This window comes from Bacteroides sp. (genome assembly GCF_052357945.1).
Lineage (GTDB): Bacteria > Bacteroidota > Bacteroidia > Bacteroidales > Bacteroidaceae > Bacteroides.
Genome location: NZ_DAWCXD010000103.1, coordinates 1 through 17,956, shown reverse-complemented (window position 1 = coordinate 17,956; position 17,956 = coordinate 1). Strand labels below are relative to the sequence as shown.

The 17,956-nt window shown below is 44.0% G+C and carries 12 protein-coding genes and 1 pseudogene; 3 read left to right on the top strand and 10 right to left on the bottom strand.

From position 1 onward, the window contains the following. Positions 1–515 (bottom strand): RNA polymerase sigma factor (locus tag ACT8YW_RS16465; protein ID WP_444106203.1); only part of this gene is annotated, 515 nt, incomplete at its 3' end. Continuing rightward, positions 512–1,297 (bottom strand): DUF6249 domain-containing protein, encoded by a 786-nt coding sequence (locus tag ACT8YW_RS16460; protein ID WP_444106200.1) that lies wholly within the window; start codon positions 1,295–1,297, stop codon positions 512–514. The genes ACT8YW_RS16460 and ACT8YW_RS16465, both read right to left, overlap by 4 nt. A 108-nt stretch (positions 1,298–1,405) precedes the next feature. Between ACT8YW_RS16460 and ACT8YW_RS16455 the strand changes: the two genes are divergently transcribed. After that, positions 1,406–2,938 (top strand): methyltransferase RsmF C-terminal domain-like protein, encoded by a 1,533-nt coding sequence (locus ACT8YW_RS16455; protein ID WP_444106198.1) that lies wholly within the window; start codon positions 1,406–1,408, stop codon positions 2,936–2,938. 15 nt (positions 2,939–2,953) lie between these two features. Here the strand turns inward: ACT8YW_RS16455 and ACT8YW_RS16450 are convergent, their stop codons facing one another. The 6 genes from ACT8YW_RS16450 to ACT8YW_RS16425 form a co-directional block, all read right to left on the bottom strand. Then, positions 2,954–3,781 (bottom strand): hypothetical protein, encoded by an 828-nt coding sequence (locus ACT8YW_RS16450; protein ID WP_444106196.1) that lies wholly within the window; start codon positions 3,779–3,781, stop codon positions 2,954–2,956. Between the two features lie 264 nt (positions 3,782–4,045). Continuing rightward, entirely contained in the window at positions 4,046–5,230 is a 1,185-nt protein-coding gene (locus ACT8YW_RS16445) for a TolC family protein (RefSeq protein WP_008024761.1), read from the bottom strand. Positions 5,231–5,387: 157 nt separating this feature from the next. Then, entirely contained in the window at positions 5,388–8,486 is a 3,099-nt protein-coding gene (locus ACT8YW_RS16440) for an efflux RND transporter permease subunit (protein WP_151935866.1), read from the bottom strand. Positions 8,487–8,563: 77 nt separating this feature from the next. Further along, a complete protein-coding gene (locus ACT8YW_RS16435) occupies positions 8,564–9,799 on the bottom strand; it encodes an efflux RND transporter periplasmic adaptor subunit (RefSeq protein ID WP_444106193.1) in 1,236 nt (411 codons plus the stop codon). Between the two features lie 84 nt (positions 9,800–9,883). Beyond that, positions 9,884–10,294, bottom strand: a complete 411-nt coding sequence (locus ACT8YW_RS16430; protein WP_008024755.1) for a DUF6769 family protein — start codon at positions 10,292–10,294, stop codon at positions 9,884–9,886. A 99-nt stretch (positions 10,295–10,393) separates the two neighbouring features. Further along, positions 10,394–12,031 (bottom strand): ABC-F family ATP-binding cassette domain-containing protein, encoded by a 1,638-nt coding sequence (locus ACT8YW_RS16425; protein WP_444106191.1) that lies wholly within the window; start codon positions 12,029–12,031, stop codon positions 10,394–10,396. A gap of 118 nt (positions 12,032–12,149) precedes the next feature. Between ACT8YW_RS16425 and ACT8YW_RS16420 the strand changes: the two genes are divergently transcribed. Continuing rightward, entirely contained in the window at positions 12,150–12,548 is a 399-nt protein-coding gene (locus ACT8YW_RS16420; protein WP_004314143.1) for a response regulator, read from the top strand. 284 nt (positions 12,549–12,832) lie between these two features. Here the strand turns inward: ACT8YW_RS16420 and ACT8YW_RS16415 are convergent, their stop codons facing one another. Continuing rightward, positions 12,833–14,449 carry a SusD/RagB family nutrient-binding outer membrane lipoprotein gene (locus tag ACT8YW_RS16415; protein WP_444106188.1) on the bottom strand — a complete coding sequence of 539 codons (1,617 nt, stop codon included), beginning with the start codon at positions 14,447–14,449 and terminating at the stop codon, positions 12,833–12,835. An 11-nt stretch (positions 14,450–14,460) separates the two neighbouring features. Beyond that, positions 14,461–17,430: pseudogene (locus tag ACT8YW_RS16410) on the bottom strand (SusC/RagA family TonB-linked outer membrane protein); the annotation flags it as partial. Positions 17,431–17,772: 342 nt separating this feature from the next. Here ACT8YW_RS16410 and ACT8YW_RS16405 point away from each other — a divergent pair. Continuing rightward, positions 17,773–17,956 (top strand): carboxypeptidase-like regulatory domain-containing protein (locus ACT8YW_RS16405; RefSeq protein ID WP_444106186.1); only part of this gene is annotated, 184 nt, incomplete at its 3' end.

The window sequence follows — 17,956 nt, the reverse complement described above, 5'->3', positions numbered from 1 at the left end:
TACGTTGCTAATTTTTCTTTTCCACGTGACAGGTGGCTTTTCACCGTTCCTGACGGTACTCCTACAATACCTGCTATTTTGTCGATACTAATGTCCTCCATATAGAACAACATAATGCAGGTTCTTTCCACTTCCTTCAGCATTTTGAGTGACTGATAAACATCCATTTTCTGTCCTACATTCTCTTGTTCGGTACTGTTGATGGCGTCTATTTCTTTTGTATCCAAGTCGGCTGTCTCTTTCCGGCTGCGAATATAATCATAAAAAACATTATAAGCAATACGGTACAGCCACGTAGAGAAACTTGACAAGTTTCGGAAAGAGGCAATGTTTGTATATGCTTTGATAAATGTATCTTGTGCAAGGTCGTCACTCAATTCGCTGTCGCCGCAAGTCAGGTTCAGGAAGAATCGCCGGATGGGCGACTGATACTTCCCCACCAACTGGTCGAAGGCCCTGGTGTTCTTGAACACCACGACCTGCGCGACTAACGATATATCATTGAGTTGGCTCATTTATTCTCGTCGTTCTTTGCTTCGTTTACTCCATTATCTTTCTCTCCGGATTCGGAAGGAATGATTTCGAAGCTATCGTTTTTGACGTTATCCTGATTCTTTTTTTCATCTTTACGGGTAGTATACGTCCGGGGAGCATCTGTACCTTGAGCCTGTTGTTTACTACCGATGATCCATTGTCCGATACCCATAAATGTAACGAGTAAACCGATCGCTCCAATTCCGAATTCACCGGTGATTGCCCAAAGGAAGATGAAAAGACCGATACCTGTAAAGGTGTTTTTGATTCCTTGTGAACGTGGGTCAACCGTTTTGTTTTCACGAATAAATTCTGCTGGCAATGGCTGACCTGCAGCGAGTGCCTGTTCGGCAAGACGATAGCGTGCTTTCCGATTTTTATAACGGAAGAAGAAGATTACAAACAGAATGAATACCGGAAATCCGAAAACGGCAATGATTGATATGATTGCTACGAGAATTCCTCCGTTGATACCAAAGCCGTGGAATGGGAAATCGTCGTCATCCGATTCGAATGTAAAACTGGCCTTACCATGACCAGTACTGACATTACTTGAGTTTGCATCTACTTCTGTGGAATCAGTGTCCGCTGTATCTACACCGATGACTGTGACAGCAGTATTGTTTGTTTTTGCTTTATTGTCTTTGGTCACAGTTACCTTTACTTTTCCGACGGAATCGCGGACAACAGTAGTTTGGTCTTGGGCAATAGCCAGTGTGCAAGTGGTCAGTACAACCATCAATGCTAATAGAAAATTTTTCATATCAATAGTTTTTTTATTTATTTCTTTGTCTGTTAGACGTAGTTAATATCATAGAAAGTTGCAAAGAGACGAAATATTTTTGATATTTGCGGAAATTAATAACGAAAAATGGAATTACCCGCTTCTTTTATAGACTATACCCGTTCCCTGCTGGGCGATGAAGAATACGACAAATTAGCTGTTGCCATCCAACAAGAACCACCTGTCAGCATCCGGTTGAATGATGGGAAATTAAAAATTGAAAATGGAAAATGCAGAATTGTACCGCAAGCAGGCTGTATTACTGATTTTCAACTTTCAGCTTTCAATTTTGAATTTAATCAAGTCCCTTGGTCTTCCGAAGGATTTTACTTGGATGAGCGTCTCACTTTCACGTTTGATCCATTGTTTCATGCAGGTTGTTATTATGTTCAGGAGGCTTCTTCTATGTTTGTGGAACAGGTGCTCCGGCAGTATGTCACCGGACCGGTAAAGATGCTGGATCTTTGTGCGGCTCCCGGTGGAAAGTCTACTCATGCCCGTAGTGTGCTTCCTGAAGGGAGTTTACTGGTGGCTAATGAAGTCATCCGAAATCGTTCGCAGATTCTTGCGGAGAATTTAATGAAGTGGGGACATCCGGATGTAGTAGTAACCAATAATGATCCGGCAGATTTTGCGGCTTTGCCGTCTTTCTTTGACGTGATTCTTACAGATGTCCCTTGCTCCGGTGAAGGTATGTTTCGTAAAGACCCTGTCGCTGTAGAAGAGTGGAGTCCCGAGAATGTAGAAATCTGTTGGCAGCGGCAACGGCGGATTATTGAAGATATTTGGGATACGTTGAAGCCTGGGGGAATTCTTATATATAGTACGTGTACATTTAATACAAAAGAGGACGAAGAGAATGCACGTTGGATTCAACAAGAGTATGGAGCCGAACCGTTAACTGTGCAGGTACAGGAAAACTGGAATATAACAGGAGATCTTTTACCGGATAATTGTGATGGTTCTAAATCTTCTATTCCTGTCTATCATTTTTTCCCTCATAAGACGAAAGGCGAAGGCTTTTTCCTGGCAGCTTTTCGGAAGCCGGAGACAGGAGACGAGATTCCGGTATCTTCTTTCTCGAAGGAGAAGACTTCTAAAAAGAAAGATAAGAAAGGAGGAGCAACATCTTCTCCTGTTTCGAAAGAACAGCTGAATATTGCAAAAAGCTGGCTGAATGATGAAAATTCGGGCAAGTATATATTGTCGGCAGAAGGAACAAGTATCCGGGCTTTTTCAAAGCATTATGCTGATGAATTAATAGCGATGAAACAATGCCTGAAAATCGTATCGGCAGGGGTTGAGATAGGAGAAGTGAAAGGAAAGGATTTGATACCTGACCATGCATTGGCGATGTGTAGTTCACTTTTATGCCGGGAAGCTTTCGCTACGGAAGAAATAAGTTATAAACAGGCTATCACTTATTTACGAAAAGAGGCCATTACCTTGCCGGTAACAGCCCCTCGTGGATATGTTTTGCTTACGTACCAGCATATTCCTCTCGGATTTGTGAAGAATATCGGCAATCGTGCCAATAATCTCTATCCGCAAGAATGGCGTATCCGTAGCGGATACTTGCCGGAAAATATACGCATATTATCGGAAAGTACAGTTGATTAAAGAAGACACTGCTGATTAAGGCAGTATTCCGGCAGGTATTTCCTGTTCGGAAAGGGTAAAACTAATTTGTTTGCCTGTGCCTGGTTCACCTTCAGCGATTTCTTCCAGCGTGTAGGAAGGAGGTGGTGCAGGTGATGTCCGCGTTTCTCCAATGGGTGGAGTATTCCAATTCAGATTCAAGCTTTTATCCAAGCGGTGAAATGCGTATGCGTTTCCCCACAAGATGAATTTATGATCGGAAACAGGTGTTGCCGCATCTTCCGAAAAGGTGAGAGTCAGTATAGCTTTCTCATTATTTCCTTCTTCTTTTTCCAGTTTGTAACTTCCTTGAGTTATTAGGGTAAGCCCGGATGAAAAAGCTGTTTGTTCTCCCTGTTTGAAAAAATAAGCATCCCGTGCGTGATTGTTGATTAGAAAAATGTCGGAAATGCCGGGCAGAAGATTTGCGTCTCCGTTGGGTAAGTTAGACAAGTAGCTGCGGAGCAACTTTATATCTTCGTAATTGTCGACAACCTTGATTGGCAGGGTGCAGGTTTCTTGTGTGGCGTTGTCCGTTACTGTCAGATAAGTTTGCCCGGTGAGAATACCGGTAACATAAATCATACGTCCGGCAGGTACTCCGGTCCAGCCGGTTTCGGTTCCTGCGCTTGCGATGCGTGTGTCTTTAACTTCAAGTGAGTAATCACCATTTCCGCTTTCCAGTCCAAGGTAACGTCTGCCACCCATGGGCACTTCATATTCACTGTTGTAAAAACGAAGTGGATTTTCTTCATCCTCTTTACATCCACTGAATAGTGTAAGGATGCAACATAACATGAATAGATAGAATTGTTTAGGTCTCATAATCTGTATTTTATGTTCGTTGCAAATGTAACATATTATTTTGAAATATTTAGTTGGAACTTGAAGAAAATGAGAGGGAGAGGGGAGATATATTTAGGCACGGATTACACGGATTACGCTGTTGCTTTATGGTAATCATATTGCTGAAAAACGTGAAATCTGTGTAATCCGTGCCTGAAATTATTATATAAACATACTTACATCACTTAAAATAGAAATTAGTATGTTCAGCGTAATCCATGTCTAAAGGATTTTATGTACTATTTACAGCTTGCTCTTGTAAATCCGTGCCATTGCTTTCTGGTACTGATTTTCCAGTTGCAGATAATTCTGATGGCTTTGGTAGATGACAGAAACTTCAACGAAATATTCAATCATACTAATTTGTCCACCTGTCAGAGCTTGTTTCAGCAGTGACAGATCTTGTTGCGACTGGAAAGTCTTGCTGTATTCTTCCATCGAAGCGTGCAGTGTTTTCGCTTCCCGGTAAAGCTGTGCCAATTCGGACTCTACTTGCAGGGTAGCATTATCCTTTTGTAAGTCAATGTTAAGAGCCTGTGCTTTAGCGATTTTTACCTTATTCCGATTCTCAAAAAGCGGGAAAGAGAAACCTACCACTACACCGTTGAAAGGTACGCCTGTTTCTGTATTCCGACGGTAGCCGAGTTCCAGTTTCGGTAGCCATTGGGATTTATTAACAGCAATCTGTTTACGGGCAACAAGACTCTCGTTTCCGAGTGCCATAAGAGTACGGTCCGTTGCCATGACTTCCGACTTCAATATTTGATAATCGCTTGGGAAAGGTATAGCCGGATATTGGTTTTCCTCGAAAACTACCGGAATATTACCATTCAGCGTATTCAACTCCTGCTGTTTGTTGCGGAGTGCTGTTTCGTTCAGAGACGCTTCTGTTCTGACATTCAACAGTTCCAAGTTGATTTTGTTGGTTTCGAGAGCATTTGCATCTCCTGTTTGAAGACGCTTGGCATACATCTTTGCAAGTTCTTCCGCATTGCGGAGGCGTTCTTCCAGAATATGCTTTTGCTGACGAAGCATGATAATATCCAGGCAAAGTTCTTTCGCCTGTAACAGCTTCTCTTGACGGAAAACATCCGATTGACTGTCAAAAGCTCCGGCTTTCAGACGGTTCAACTTGTTGCGTGTAGCATATAAGCTGGGGAAATCAAAGCTTTGTGAAACGACCAGTTCGCCGATTGTTTCGCTTTTATCTTTCGCTCCCCATAGATGTGCGTAAGAAAGAGTAGGATCAGGCAGGTTATTATCCGTTTTAGCTTCCAGCTTCTGCGAAGTAATCAGTTGCTCGTTTGCCTGCAACTCCTTATTGTTCGTTTCGATATTCTTCAATACCTGTTCAATTCCGTTTTGGGCTTGCACTTCGCCTATGGTTAAGAAAAGAAGTGCAGCGCTTATGGTCATGATTTGTTTCATTTCTAATTTCTTTATTTATTACAAGCTATTGTTGATAGATACTTTATGATAAGGCATCTATTTGTTTGGCACCGAGGAACGACCCGTTTCTCACCGAGAAACACTTGGTTCCTCACCGGGGAACGATGTTTTCCTCACCGAGGAAAAACATCACCCGCTACAGGCTTTCCTGGGCCTTTTTCCGATGCATCATCAGATAAACAATCGGAACGATAAAACCGTTCAGAAAAGTAGACGTTAATAATCCTCCTAAAATCACTTTTGCCATCGGACTTTGAATTTCGTTACCCGGCAAGTCGCCGCCGAGTGCCAATGGAATCAGTGCCAGTGCAGAAGACAATGCCGTCATCAAAATCGGATTCAGACGGTCGAGAGAACCTCGGATCACACTATCATACACATTCAAACCTTCTTCCTTTTGCAGATGATTGTAGTGGCTGATGAGCAACATACCGTTACGCGTTGCAATACCGAACAAGGAAATGAAACCGATGATAGCCGGAATACTGACTTCTCCTGTTGTAATCACCAAAGCAAATACACCACCGATCAGTGCCAGCGGAAGATTCAGCAAGATGACGCCCGACTCTTTCACGCTGCGGAACTCATTATACAATAATAAGAAGATTACTACGATGCTGATAAATGAAGTCAGCGCCAGTGTCCGGCTGGCAGCCTGCTCACTTTCAAACTGTCCGCCATATTCGATGTGATAACCTTCGGGCAGTTGCACCGATGTGTCGATGCGTTTCTGAATATCATTGACAACACTACGCAAATCGCGGTCGGCCACATTAGCAGAAATCACAATTTTACGTTTTACATTCTCACGGTTGATCGTATTTGGTCCCATGGCCGATACCACTTCTGCTACATAGCTCAAAGGAACTTTGCGGCCGTCATTCGTGTCTACCATCAAGTTGCGGATTTTTTCTATTTCATCCCGGGCATCATCCTTCACTTTCACGATCAGATCGAAACTCTTGCCTTGCTCATAAACCTGCGAGATCACTTTTCCAGCCAAAGCTACGTTCACATATTCCGAGAACTCCGGCAGAGTAATACCGAACTTAGCCAGCATTTCCCGTTTAGGCTGTATTTTCAGCTGCGGACGCTCAATCTGTTGTTCCACGTTCAGGTCGGCAACGCCGGGAATATCACTGATAGCTCCTTTAATTTGATTACCGAGTGAGAACATCTTATTCAGATCGTCTCCGAACAGCTTGATAGCGATATTCGCTTTCGTACCCGATAACATAGCGTCGATACGGTGGCTGATTGGTTGTCCGATTTCTATATTTGCCCCGGTGATAGTACCCAATTTTTCACGTACATCCGCTACCAGTTCACTGCGCGAACGATCTTTCAGTTCAAACGGAGCTTCTATTTCAGAAACGTTTACCCCTAACGCGTGCTCGTCCAGTTCGGCACGTCCCGTTTTCCGGGCTACGGTTTGTATTTCGGGAATCGTCATCAATAATTCTTCTGCCCGCTGTCCCATTTTATTGCTTTCTTCCAGTGAAATACCCGGTAGAGAACTGATATTGATGGTGAACGAACCTTCATTAAAGGAAGGAAGGAAGCTGCGTCCGAGGGTAAAGAATACTCCGAGCGCAACTACAAAGAGTGCGATTGTACTTCCAAGTGTCACTCGTTTGTGTGCCAGCACCCAAGTCAGTGCCTTTTCGTAAACTCCTTTCATCCAACGGGCAAGGGGAGCCTCTTTCAGTTCCTTGTTTGTCTTATTGCTTCCTAATAGATAAGAACAGAGCACCGGAGTCAGCGTCAGAGCAACTACTGTCGACGCGAATAATGCCACGATAAAGGCAACGCCCAGCGGAACCAACATTCTGCCTTCCATTCCGCTAAGGAAGAACAACGGAACAAAGCTGACAACGATAATCAGTGTCGAATTAAGTATAGGCATCCGCACCTCTTTCGAAGCATTGAATACCACCTCGAGTGTACTTAACCTTTCCGCTTCTGCTTTCTGACGGTTCTCCCGTAGTCGTTTATACACGTTTTCCACATCGACGATGGCGTCGTCTACCAATGAGCCGATGGCTATCGCCATACCTCCTAGACTCATGGTGTTGATTGTCAGTCCCATGTAGTGTAGTGTCAGAATCGAAACAAGCAGGGAAAGAGGCAGCGTTACCAATGAAATCAATGTAGTGCGCACATTTGCCAGGAACAGGAAGAGTACGATTACTACAAAAATACCTCCTTCAAAGAGTGATTTCTTCACATTGCCGATGGAACTTTCGATAAAGCGGCTTTGACGGAATATGTCCGTTGAAACTTTTACGTCCGGTGGCAGGTTCTTTTGAAGGTCTTTCAAAGATGCTTCCAGTTTATCCGTCAGTTCCAGCGTACTGGTAGCCGGCTGTTTGGTAATAGTCATCAGTACGGCAGATTTTCCACGCTCTGAAGCAGTTCCCAGTTTCGGGGCTTTCGGTCCGATGGTTACGTCCGCAATATCTTCCAGCGTGACAGGGAAGTTGTTCACTGTCTTTACTACCGCTTTGCCAAGTTGTTCTGTTTTGGAAGTTGAAAGTACACCGCGTACAATATATTCATTGCCAAATTCGTAGAGCACACCTCCATTTGCGTTCAGGTTCATATCCTGTGTCACAGCCATCACTTCTCCCATTGAAATGCCGTAATGACGCATCCGTTCGGGATCCAGCTGAATCTGATATTCTTTGATATCTCCTCCGAGTACGGCAACCTGTGCCACTCCTCCGGTAGACAATAGACGGGGACGGATAGTCCAGTCCGCAATCGTACGAAGATCGAGCATCGAAGTGGAGTCGGCAGTCAGGCCGACGATGAGCATTTCGCCCAAGATGGAAGATTGTGGGCCGAGTGTCGGTTTACCAACGTTGACCGGCAGTGATTCACTCACCACCGCTAACTTCTCGCTAACAATCTGGCGAGCGAGATAAATATCGGTTCCCCAATCAAATTCTACCCAGACAACGGAAAATCCGTTGGTAGAAGAAGAGCGGACACGACGTACACCCGTAGCTCCGTTTACGGCAGTTTCAACAGGAAAAGTGACGAGCTGTTCAACCTCTTCCGCAGCCATACCGTTGGCCTCTGTCATGATGACTACCGTAGGTGCGTTCAGGTCGGGGAATACGTCTACTTCCGTATGCATGGCGGTATACGTTCCCGCAATTAGCAGGAGGATGGCCGCGCAGACTACAACCAACCGGTTGTGTAGGGAGTAATGTATAATTTTATTAAGCATGATATTTCATTAATTGAGAGTTATAAATAACTTGATAGATGCGCCGCAAGAAAATCCGGCTGCGGCACCTCGCCGCTTTAATGTTCGTGACTATGTGCCGGGATGGCATTGCTTGCGCTTGCCAGTCGAACCTGATAAGCACCTTCGGTCACTACACGGTCGCCAGCCTTCACTCCGGTCAGGATCTGAACACTTTTACCGTTGTCGGCTCCTATCGTTACTTCCTGTTTTTTATAACCCTCTTCGTCCAGTTGCAGATAGATAAAGAAGATGCCTTGTTCCTCTGTCAGTGCCGTGCGTGGGAGAGAAAGAACGTTTTCCATCGTTGAAGAAAGCAAGAACACCTCTACGAATGATCCGGGGATCACTTCCCCTTTATTGTCGAACTCAAAAGTGACAGGCACATAAAAAGAGTTGTCTCCGGCAGCTTTTCCAAAAGAGAGAAGTTTGCCGTTCAATGCTTTCAGCTCGTACACCTGATTATTATAAGGAGTCTGGAAATTGGCGGAACTGATTGTACGGAGGTATGGATAATACTTTTCCGACACTTCGGCACGGAGGAAAAGACGACGATTCTGCGTCACGCTCACCAGCGGTTGCCCGATGGTCACGTAGTCACCTTCTTTCACAAGAATGCTTTTCACATATCCTGCAATAGGAGCTGTAATACTTTGGCCGATAGCCGAATGATTCTTGGAAAGGGCTTCGTAACTAAGGCGGGCATTTTCATAACTTTGCTCTGCTTGTGCAAAATCCTTGTCAGATACAATCTTGTTTTTAACAAGCTCTTTCATACGTTCGTACTCCTTCTTAGATACCTCGTAGGCAATGCGGGCACGTTGTACCGGATCACCGTCGGCGATATTCTTTGAAGAAATCGTGATTAGCGGCGTGCCGCTGCCGACGCTCATTCCTTCCGTTACTTTTCCACGGAAAGATACAACGCCGGCCACTGTAGCTACGGCAACCGATTCATCACCTTGGGCAGCCAGCACCTGTCCACTGGTTTTAATCACTTGCTGGAAAGGTGCAGGTTCGATAACGCTTACCTTGACACCGGCTGCTTCAGCTTTTGTCTTCGGAAGGATGATTTCATCACTGTGCGCTTCGGCAGACTCGTTATGTCCATCGGCCGCTTCATGGTTGTGTTCTCCGCTACATTCGCCTTCATGAAAATGATTGGAACCCTCTGCCTCGTGATTATGTCCTTCCGTGGCATGATCGTGTTCATTGTGTGTGTGTGTGACGGTACTATTATTACAGGAACCCAGCACGAATAAGCCTAGGATTCCTACGAAAATAAGTTTTTTCATAATGATATTTTCCTACTAAATTTTACTGCTTTTTACGCTACAAAGATAAGGTAACGCAAATGTAACTGATTTGCATTTACGCTTTTACGCAAAAACAGAGTAGGGAGGGGCACGAAGAGGAGTGGCACGGTGTATATCCGTGCCATGCAGAGAGTCTCGGTAGACGTAATAGTTCTTAATCCGTCTCTCTTGTGGCCGTAATAGATGTTCGATGATTACATCCGTGAATAGGGTAGCGATGAATACATAATCCGGTCCGCTATCCGTATGTACGGATGGAGTGGGAGAGTAGAAACGAGTCATACATTCGCTGCTGCAACATGAATCGTTTCCCGGGTGATGATGATGCGTGGGACATTGCTGTTCTACGGGCAAGTCCTGCTTCATGCAAATCATTCCGTTGGGGTGATGGTGATGGGGAATAACGGCTGCCACCAACATTATGATGTTGATTAAAAACAGCAGAGTTACTATTATTCGTTTCTTCCCTTTCATCCTTTCTTTTAGAGGTTATCAGCTTTTTCAGAGCTTTAAAGTGCAAATATACAAATACTTTTATTCCGCCTGCAGCCGATACCCTCTTTTTATTATTTATTATTTCTTTTCCAGTTCTTGCAACGAATCCATTTTTTTCTTTTCGAGGAACTCGTAGATGCCGCAAAGATGTTCCGTCACCTTTTGATTACCGAACTCATATACCTTGGTCACTAGTCCGTCGAGGAAGTCACGGTCGTGTGAAACAACAATCAGTGTGCCGTCAAAATCCAGCAATGCCTGTTTCAGGATATCTTTCGTTTTCATGTCCAGATGATTCGTCGGCTCATCCAGGATCAGGAGGTTGACAGGTTCCAACAGCAATTTAATCATGGCAAGGCGGGTACGCTCCCCACCCGAAAGTACTTTCACCTTCTTCATCGATTCCTCGGGACCACCAAACATGAAGGCACCCAGTAAATCACGAATCTTGTTCCGGATATCCCCCTTGGCTACATCGTCAATCGTTTGGAAAACCGTCAGGTTTTCATCCATCAACGAAGCCTGATTTTGAGCGAAATATCCGATTTGTACATTATGTCCTAGAGTCAGTGTACCGTCATGTTCGATTTCCTTCATGATACATTTCACGAGTGTAGATTTACCTTCACCGTTTTTACCGACAAAAGCTACTTTATCACCACGTTCAATCGTCAGATTGGCGTTGCGGAACACCACTTTCTCTCCGTATGCCTTTCCAACACCCTCCATGATAACCGGATAACTGCCCGAACGGGGGGAAGGCGGGAATTTCAGTCGCAATGCAGAAGTATCCTCCTCATCGACTTCGAGCAATTCCAGCTTTTCCAGCATTTTGACGCGACTCTGTACCTGCAACGTCTTTGAATATGTTCCTTTGAATCGTTCGATGAACTCCTTCGTTTCAGCAATAAACTTCTGCTGCTCGTCGTATGCCTTCTGCTGCTGTTCGCGGCGATCCTTACGCAGTTGCAGATATTGGGAATAATTCACCTTATAATCATAAATACGTCCCATCGTCACTTCGATGGTGCGTGTTGTAATATTATCCACGAATTTGCGGTCGTGGCTGATTACGATAACTGCTTTCCCGTTATTAATAAGGAAATCTTCCAACCATTGAATAGATTCAATATCCAGATGATTCGTCGGCTCATCGAGCAAGAGTACGTCCGGTTTCTGCAACAGTAATTTGGCAAGCTCGATGCGCATCCGCCATCCACCGCTGAAATCACTCGTCTGGCGTTGAAAATCGCTCCGGGTGAATCCTAATCCGAGCAATGCCTTTTCCACATCCTCTTCATAATTAGTGGCGTCAATCGAATAAAACTTCTCGCTCAAGGCAGACACTTCTTCAATCAGCGCCATGTAACTGTCGCTCTCGTAGTCCGTCCGTGTCTCGAGCTCTTTGTTCAGTTTTTCAATCTGCGCTTCCATTTCATGCAGATGTGAAAAAGCCTGTGCTGTTTCGTCAAACACTGTTCTTCCGTCTTCCGTCATCAGATGTTGAGGCAGATAGGCTACTACGCAATCTTTGGGCGCGGAAACTTTTCCACGTGTCGGTTGTCGTGCGCCTGCCAAAATTTTCAGCAGCGTACTTTTTCCCGCCCCATTTTTACCCATCAGTGCGATGCGGTCTTTTTCATTAATTACGAAAGAAATATCACTAAATAAAGCAGTGCCGCCAAACTCTACGGCTAGTCCGTCAACAGAAATCATACTATTCTTTTAAATTGAGGCGCAAAGATAGCGAAATATATGAATCTTTTTTATAACTTGCGGGCTGAAAAGGGAAATTGATCCCCAAAAACAGATAAAAAAACAATATATAAGCGATATGGAAAGCGAACAAATGAATGAATTCAGACCCTTAATTTTAGTAGCTGAAGATGATGACAGCAACTTTAAATTAATCAAGGCTATCATAGGCAAAAAGTGTGATATCGAGTGGGCTAAAAATGGCCAGGAAATGGTGGAGTTGTTTCAACAGCATCAGGAAAGAACCAAAGCAATGCTGATGGATATCAAGATGCCGGTGATGAACGGGTTGGAGGCAACGAAGATAATTCGTGAGTCTAATACCGAAATTCCTATTATCATGCAGACAGCTTATGCTTTCAGCTCGGATAAGGAAAACGCAATGAATGCAGGAGCAACTGAAGTGTTGGTGAAACCTATTACTTTGAGTATTCTCCGCACTACTTTAAGCAAATATCTACCCGATTTGCAGTGGTGAAATTGATTCGTACGGGAATTTTTTTAATTTATTTAAAAAGGTGCTTAAACGTTAAATACGGAATAGCGTAGAAAAAGAGTATGATTGGGTAGAAAAATGGTATGTAAAAGATGCCGTTGAATATTCCTTTTTCTCTATTATTATTTGAGCATTCATCTGATGAAATTGGATAAAATAAAATAGGCGAACCTCACGGTTGGCCTATTTTTGTTCGCCTCTGTTAATTTGTTAGAGTACAGAAACGACTCTATGTAAAGTCTCTCCTTTGAGAGATTTTAAGTTCATTATTTGTTTCCGCTGGCCCACCAGACAGCTTCGCTATATACATACTGGCCATCACCGAAAGCAGCTTTCACTTCAGGATTTGCCAATACGTCGTCTGCTCCATAACCGAAGCGCAATGGGAACTTATTGTTGTTCAGCGGGTTCTTCAGTACAATGAAGTTTTCTCCTGCACCTTTCAAACGACGGTAGTCGTTATAGGCTTCCAGTGATTCGCCGGATGCACCGAAGAAGGCGAGATACTTCTGTATCATTGTCTCTTGCAGAGGGTTGGCATCGAATAACGGTTCTACTTCATCCGTGAAATAGGTTTCTGCTACATCTGCACCCAAATCACTGTCGCCATCAGCTACCCAAGTGTCAGCGGCATCTATAATTGAGTTTTCCAGATTCTCGAATCCGGCAGTGATTGCAGCTTTTAAAGCACTCTTAGCTTCATCCAGTCTGCCTCCCAAGCGGCATAATGCTTCTGCTTCGAGGAATTTCACTTCATGATAACTGATTAAAAGAGTCGGAGCCGACATTGCCCATGATATCATTGACATACCATAATTGTTCTGCAACTCTTGCGGGGTTCCGTTAGGAGCCGCTTTGATACCTGCGATGTCTGTAGCTTGCGTACCACTTGCATAACCAGCAGGGAAGTCTCCGCTGGGGTCAGGTTCCAGAAACGCTTGCGGTGCTCTAGGGTCATTGCGTTCAACAAATTTTTCAATCAGGCTTGCACTAGCTGCCAAACTGTTACGGCTGTAGCTAAATGCCCAAAGCGGATTTAGTTGTGAGTCAGCATCATAAATAGCCAGTTTACATTCTTCACTTGCATTAGCAAATGATTTGCTCACATAAGTGAGAATATTCTGAAGGTCTGTTGTCTTGTTGGCACTTTTATTGAGCAAACGCATTGTATAGCGTGCTTTTAATGCATAGGCCGTTTTGAGCCACATACTTGCTTGTGTATTGGTGTTTGAACCATAGATCAAGTCTTTAGAACCGACTGCACCGGACAAGCCTGTATCTTTGGCAGTACCGTTATTCAGTAGAGTGATAGCATCATCCAGATTCTGCATCACTTCCTGGTAAATGCTTTCCTGCGTATCTATTTTAGGCTGCATATACATTGGTGTGCCGTCCGGATTAAGGATACCAGTCTGGCTGTATGGTGTATTTCCAAATACATCGGCTGCCACAGCTCCGTTGTAGGCGAGCAAGATTTTAGCAATTGCTTCCGTCACTACATTTCCTTTTTCCGAGGGATCTTCTTCGCACTTCTTGATAACGATTTTAGCGTTCTTGATATTTGCGTAGACGTTGATCCATGCGTTATTGTAAGTAGTAGCCGTTGTAGGCTCTCCGCTACGTACTTCCGCACGGTAAAGCTGGTTTGATATACCCGTTTCATGTTCTATGTAAACAGAGGAATAGAGTGAAAAATCCCCTCCCACAGTGCTGAATCCAGTGTTTACACCTAAGTCTGTAATCAAAAACTTAGCGGGCGCATCCAGCGGATTGTTAGGGTTTTCATTGATTTTATCCATTGCATCTTCCGTACAAGCAGAAGCAATGGCAGCAGTCAAGAAAGAAACTGCCAGCAATTTTCCTATTGATTTATATTTTTTCATTGTCTTGCAGATTAAAATTTAATGTTGAAACCAAAGCCGAAACTAGCTGTTTGCGGCATTGAATAATCTTCAAATGCTCCTGCCATGTTGTTGTTACCCTGACTGGCTTCCGGATCGAGGTCAGGCAATTGAGCCCAGATTAGGATATTTCTGGCAAATGCGTTTACAGAAAGTTCCATTGAACGTTTTTGAAGAATTTTGTAGTTGACAGCCACTTCACGCAGTTTGATGAAAGAGTTGTCATATACTGAAGATTCGTCAATATCGTTCAGACGGCTGTAATATACTTGTTGTGCGTTTGCACCAGTGATGGCGATATCATTTTTAGTTCCATCGGTTTTGTATCCGTCGAAGATGATGGTACCTTCGCGGTTTTCCGTTCTCTTGCTGACACCGTAGTAGTCTGCGAGTCCGGTTGTTCTACTGTACATCTGACCACCCTGTTTCCAGTCGAGTACTGCGCTGATTGTACACTTCCATAAGCGTAATGTGGTGTTGAACCCCATCAGGAAGTCCGGAGAAACTTTACCGATTACCTGTGCTTCACCAGCGATAGGAAGACCGTTTTCGTCTACCAGACGATTGCCGTTTTCATCTCTCTTGTAACCTACACCATAGATTACAGGGAATTTTTCACCTGCTGAAGCGCGTACCTGTGGAGTAACATAACCACCCAGAGAGATATTTTCTACACCCGGTGCCAGTTCATCTACGTAGTTGTCGATCTTCGTCCAGTTGAATGCAAAATCCCAGTTGATATTCTTCGTCCGGATGGGGTTGAAGCCAAGAGTGAATTCGTGCGTGTTGGTATGAATCTTACCACCGTTGGTGAGCAGTTTGCTGGCACCGGTAGAAGAAGCCAAAGGCACTTCAAAAATCTGGTCTTTCACATTCTGGCGTGAGTACGTATAACTGAATGTGATTAAGTTATCGAGGAAGTTCACATCAGCACCCACTTCGTACGAACGTGTGTTCTGTGGTTTCAGTTTCGGGTCAAAAATCGTGTAGTACGGAGTATAGGCGGTAGTACCTTTCATCGGATACATGATTGGAGTCAGCATATAGAAACCACCTCCGTATGTCGGAGTTGAGTAGTAGTTTTCGAGGAAATCTCCTGCTTGTCCTACTTCCGCATAAGATACTCTCAATTTAGCGTGATTAACAACATTGTTTTTCAATGCATCCAGTTCCGTCAGGATAAAACCTGCTGAAATAGAAGGATAGAAGAACGAGCGGTTGTTGCGTGGCATATTAGATACGTAGTCCTGACGTCCGGTGAGGGTCAGATAAAGCATATTTTTGTAAGAAGCCGATACGTTACCGAAGAATCCCACTGTGCGGTTTTTCCACGTCTCTTCCTCTGTCTGTTGAGTAGTGGCGTTGTTGATGTGGTTCCATCCCGGGAAGTTGTAGTTCGTACCATATTCATAATACTTCTTTCTGTTGCTTTGGATAATTTCATTACCCAATACGGCGTTCAGTCCCCAGTCCTCATTGATGTGCCAGTCGTAGTTGATGGTCAGCAAAGAGTTGTATGTAGCGTTCGTCCAACCGTAGTTTTCGATTTGTCCGCGACCGCCACCCGTGTTACTACCGTATCCGTAGCTGTCTACATAGTGAGTGGTGTAAGCATCCACGCCGACCATGTATTTTGCGTTCAACTTGTGGTTAGTTGTACCGAAATCAGTCTGATAGCTTGCGTATACATTTCCGAAGAAACGGTTGGTATCTTCTGTGAATTTGTTGTTGTCCATTGCCCAATAAGCGTTGTCAAAGCTACCACGGAAAGAATTCTGTGTGTACTGGTTACCGTCTACGTGACTTGGAATCCCTGCAAGATCATAGCTGGGAGGAGCTGCGTAAACCGTTCTCAACAGACCGTTACCGGAAGTCACTGCCTTGTCGATAGAAGTAGTGATATAGTTAGCTGTAAATCCGGAACTCCAGTTGTTAGTCAGTTTGGTGTCGGCGCTAACCTTTACATTATATCTGTCCATACCAGTGCTTGAGATAATACCGTCCTGATGTGTATTTCCCAATGAGATAGAGTAGGAGCTTTTTTCGAGCATCTGTGCAACATTCAGTGAGTTGCTCCAAGTGATTCCTGTGTCGAAGAATTCTTTAGCATTGTCATACGCCTGTGGAGTGACCCATGGATCAAGGCCGGCTGACGCACGTTGGGGAACATAATATTTTCCTTGTTGCTTACCATACTGTTGAGTGTATTTGTTGTCCGTGTTACCACCGTATGTTGCATCGTTGGGAAGTTCGGAAATCTTGGGTCCCCAGGAGGGTCCCGATGTGGCACTGAATTTTCCACCCGAACCTTGTGCGTATGTTTTCTGGAACTCCGGCAGACGACCGACTACATCGAAGCTGACATTAGAAGAGAAGCTAACCTGCGGTTTGCCTTTTTCCAATCCTTTACCACTCTTGGTTGTGATGATAATCACACCATTGGAAGCACGGATACCATAAAGTGCAGAAGCAGCCTGTCCTTTCAAAATGTTGATACTTTCAATATCATTAGGGTCGATATCTACCGCACGGTTGGCGAAGTCGGCTCCGCTCACACTACCATTGTTCTGTATGTCTGTACTAACGTCCGGCGTACTGGTTACCGGCATTCCGTCGATAACGTAAAGCGGAGTGTTGTCACCCGAGAAGGAACGTGCACCACGGATGGTGATCTGTGAAGAAGCTCCTGGCATACCACTTGAAGGCTTAACGTCCAAACCGGATACTTTACCTTGCAGCGCTCCTGCCAGATTGGAGTTGGCAGCTTGCGTCAGCTGATCTGATTTTACGTCCTGAACGGCGTAACCCAGTGCTTTCTTTTCACGCGAGATACCCATGGCTGTCACTACAACCTCATCTAGTGCTTTCGCGTCACTTTTTAATACGACTTTTATTACTCCCGGTTTGATGGAAACGTCCTGCGAAATCATTCCTACATAAGAAATGCGCAAAGTTTTAGCAGAACTTGGTACATGGTCGTTTCAGTTTTCATCATTGTTAATAGTTCTTTAGTCTTTTGGGAGATGTAAAATGATAAAAAGATACCATTTGGGAGGAAATAATGTTCTTTTTATCTTGAAAATATCTTTTTAGATGCTATCTTTATGATAGAAATTCTATTTTAAAATATATTAAATTGAATATTTATGGTTATAGTTTATTGGTTTTTACTAGATGAAATCTTTCAAAATAATACTTTTTAGTTAAATACGTAACACTTTTTTCGGTTTGTCATAATTAGTGTTATCTTTGCAACCTGTTAGAGACAAAAAATCTGTTTATAGGTTAAATTTAAGAGAGAATTTATGAAAAGAAAATTGATGTTCTTAATGACCTTCCTTTTTATAGGTATAGGTCTGATGACAGCGCAGACATCCAGAGTTACCGGTTTGGTTACTTCTGAAGAAGATGGACAACCTGTCGTAGGTGCTTCAATATTGGTGAATGGCACTACCCTTGGTACTATCACTGATATTGACGGTAAGTTTA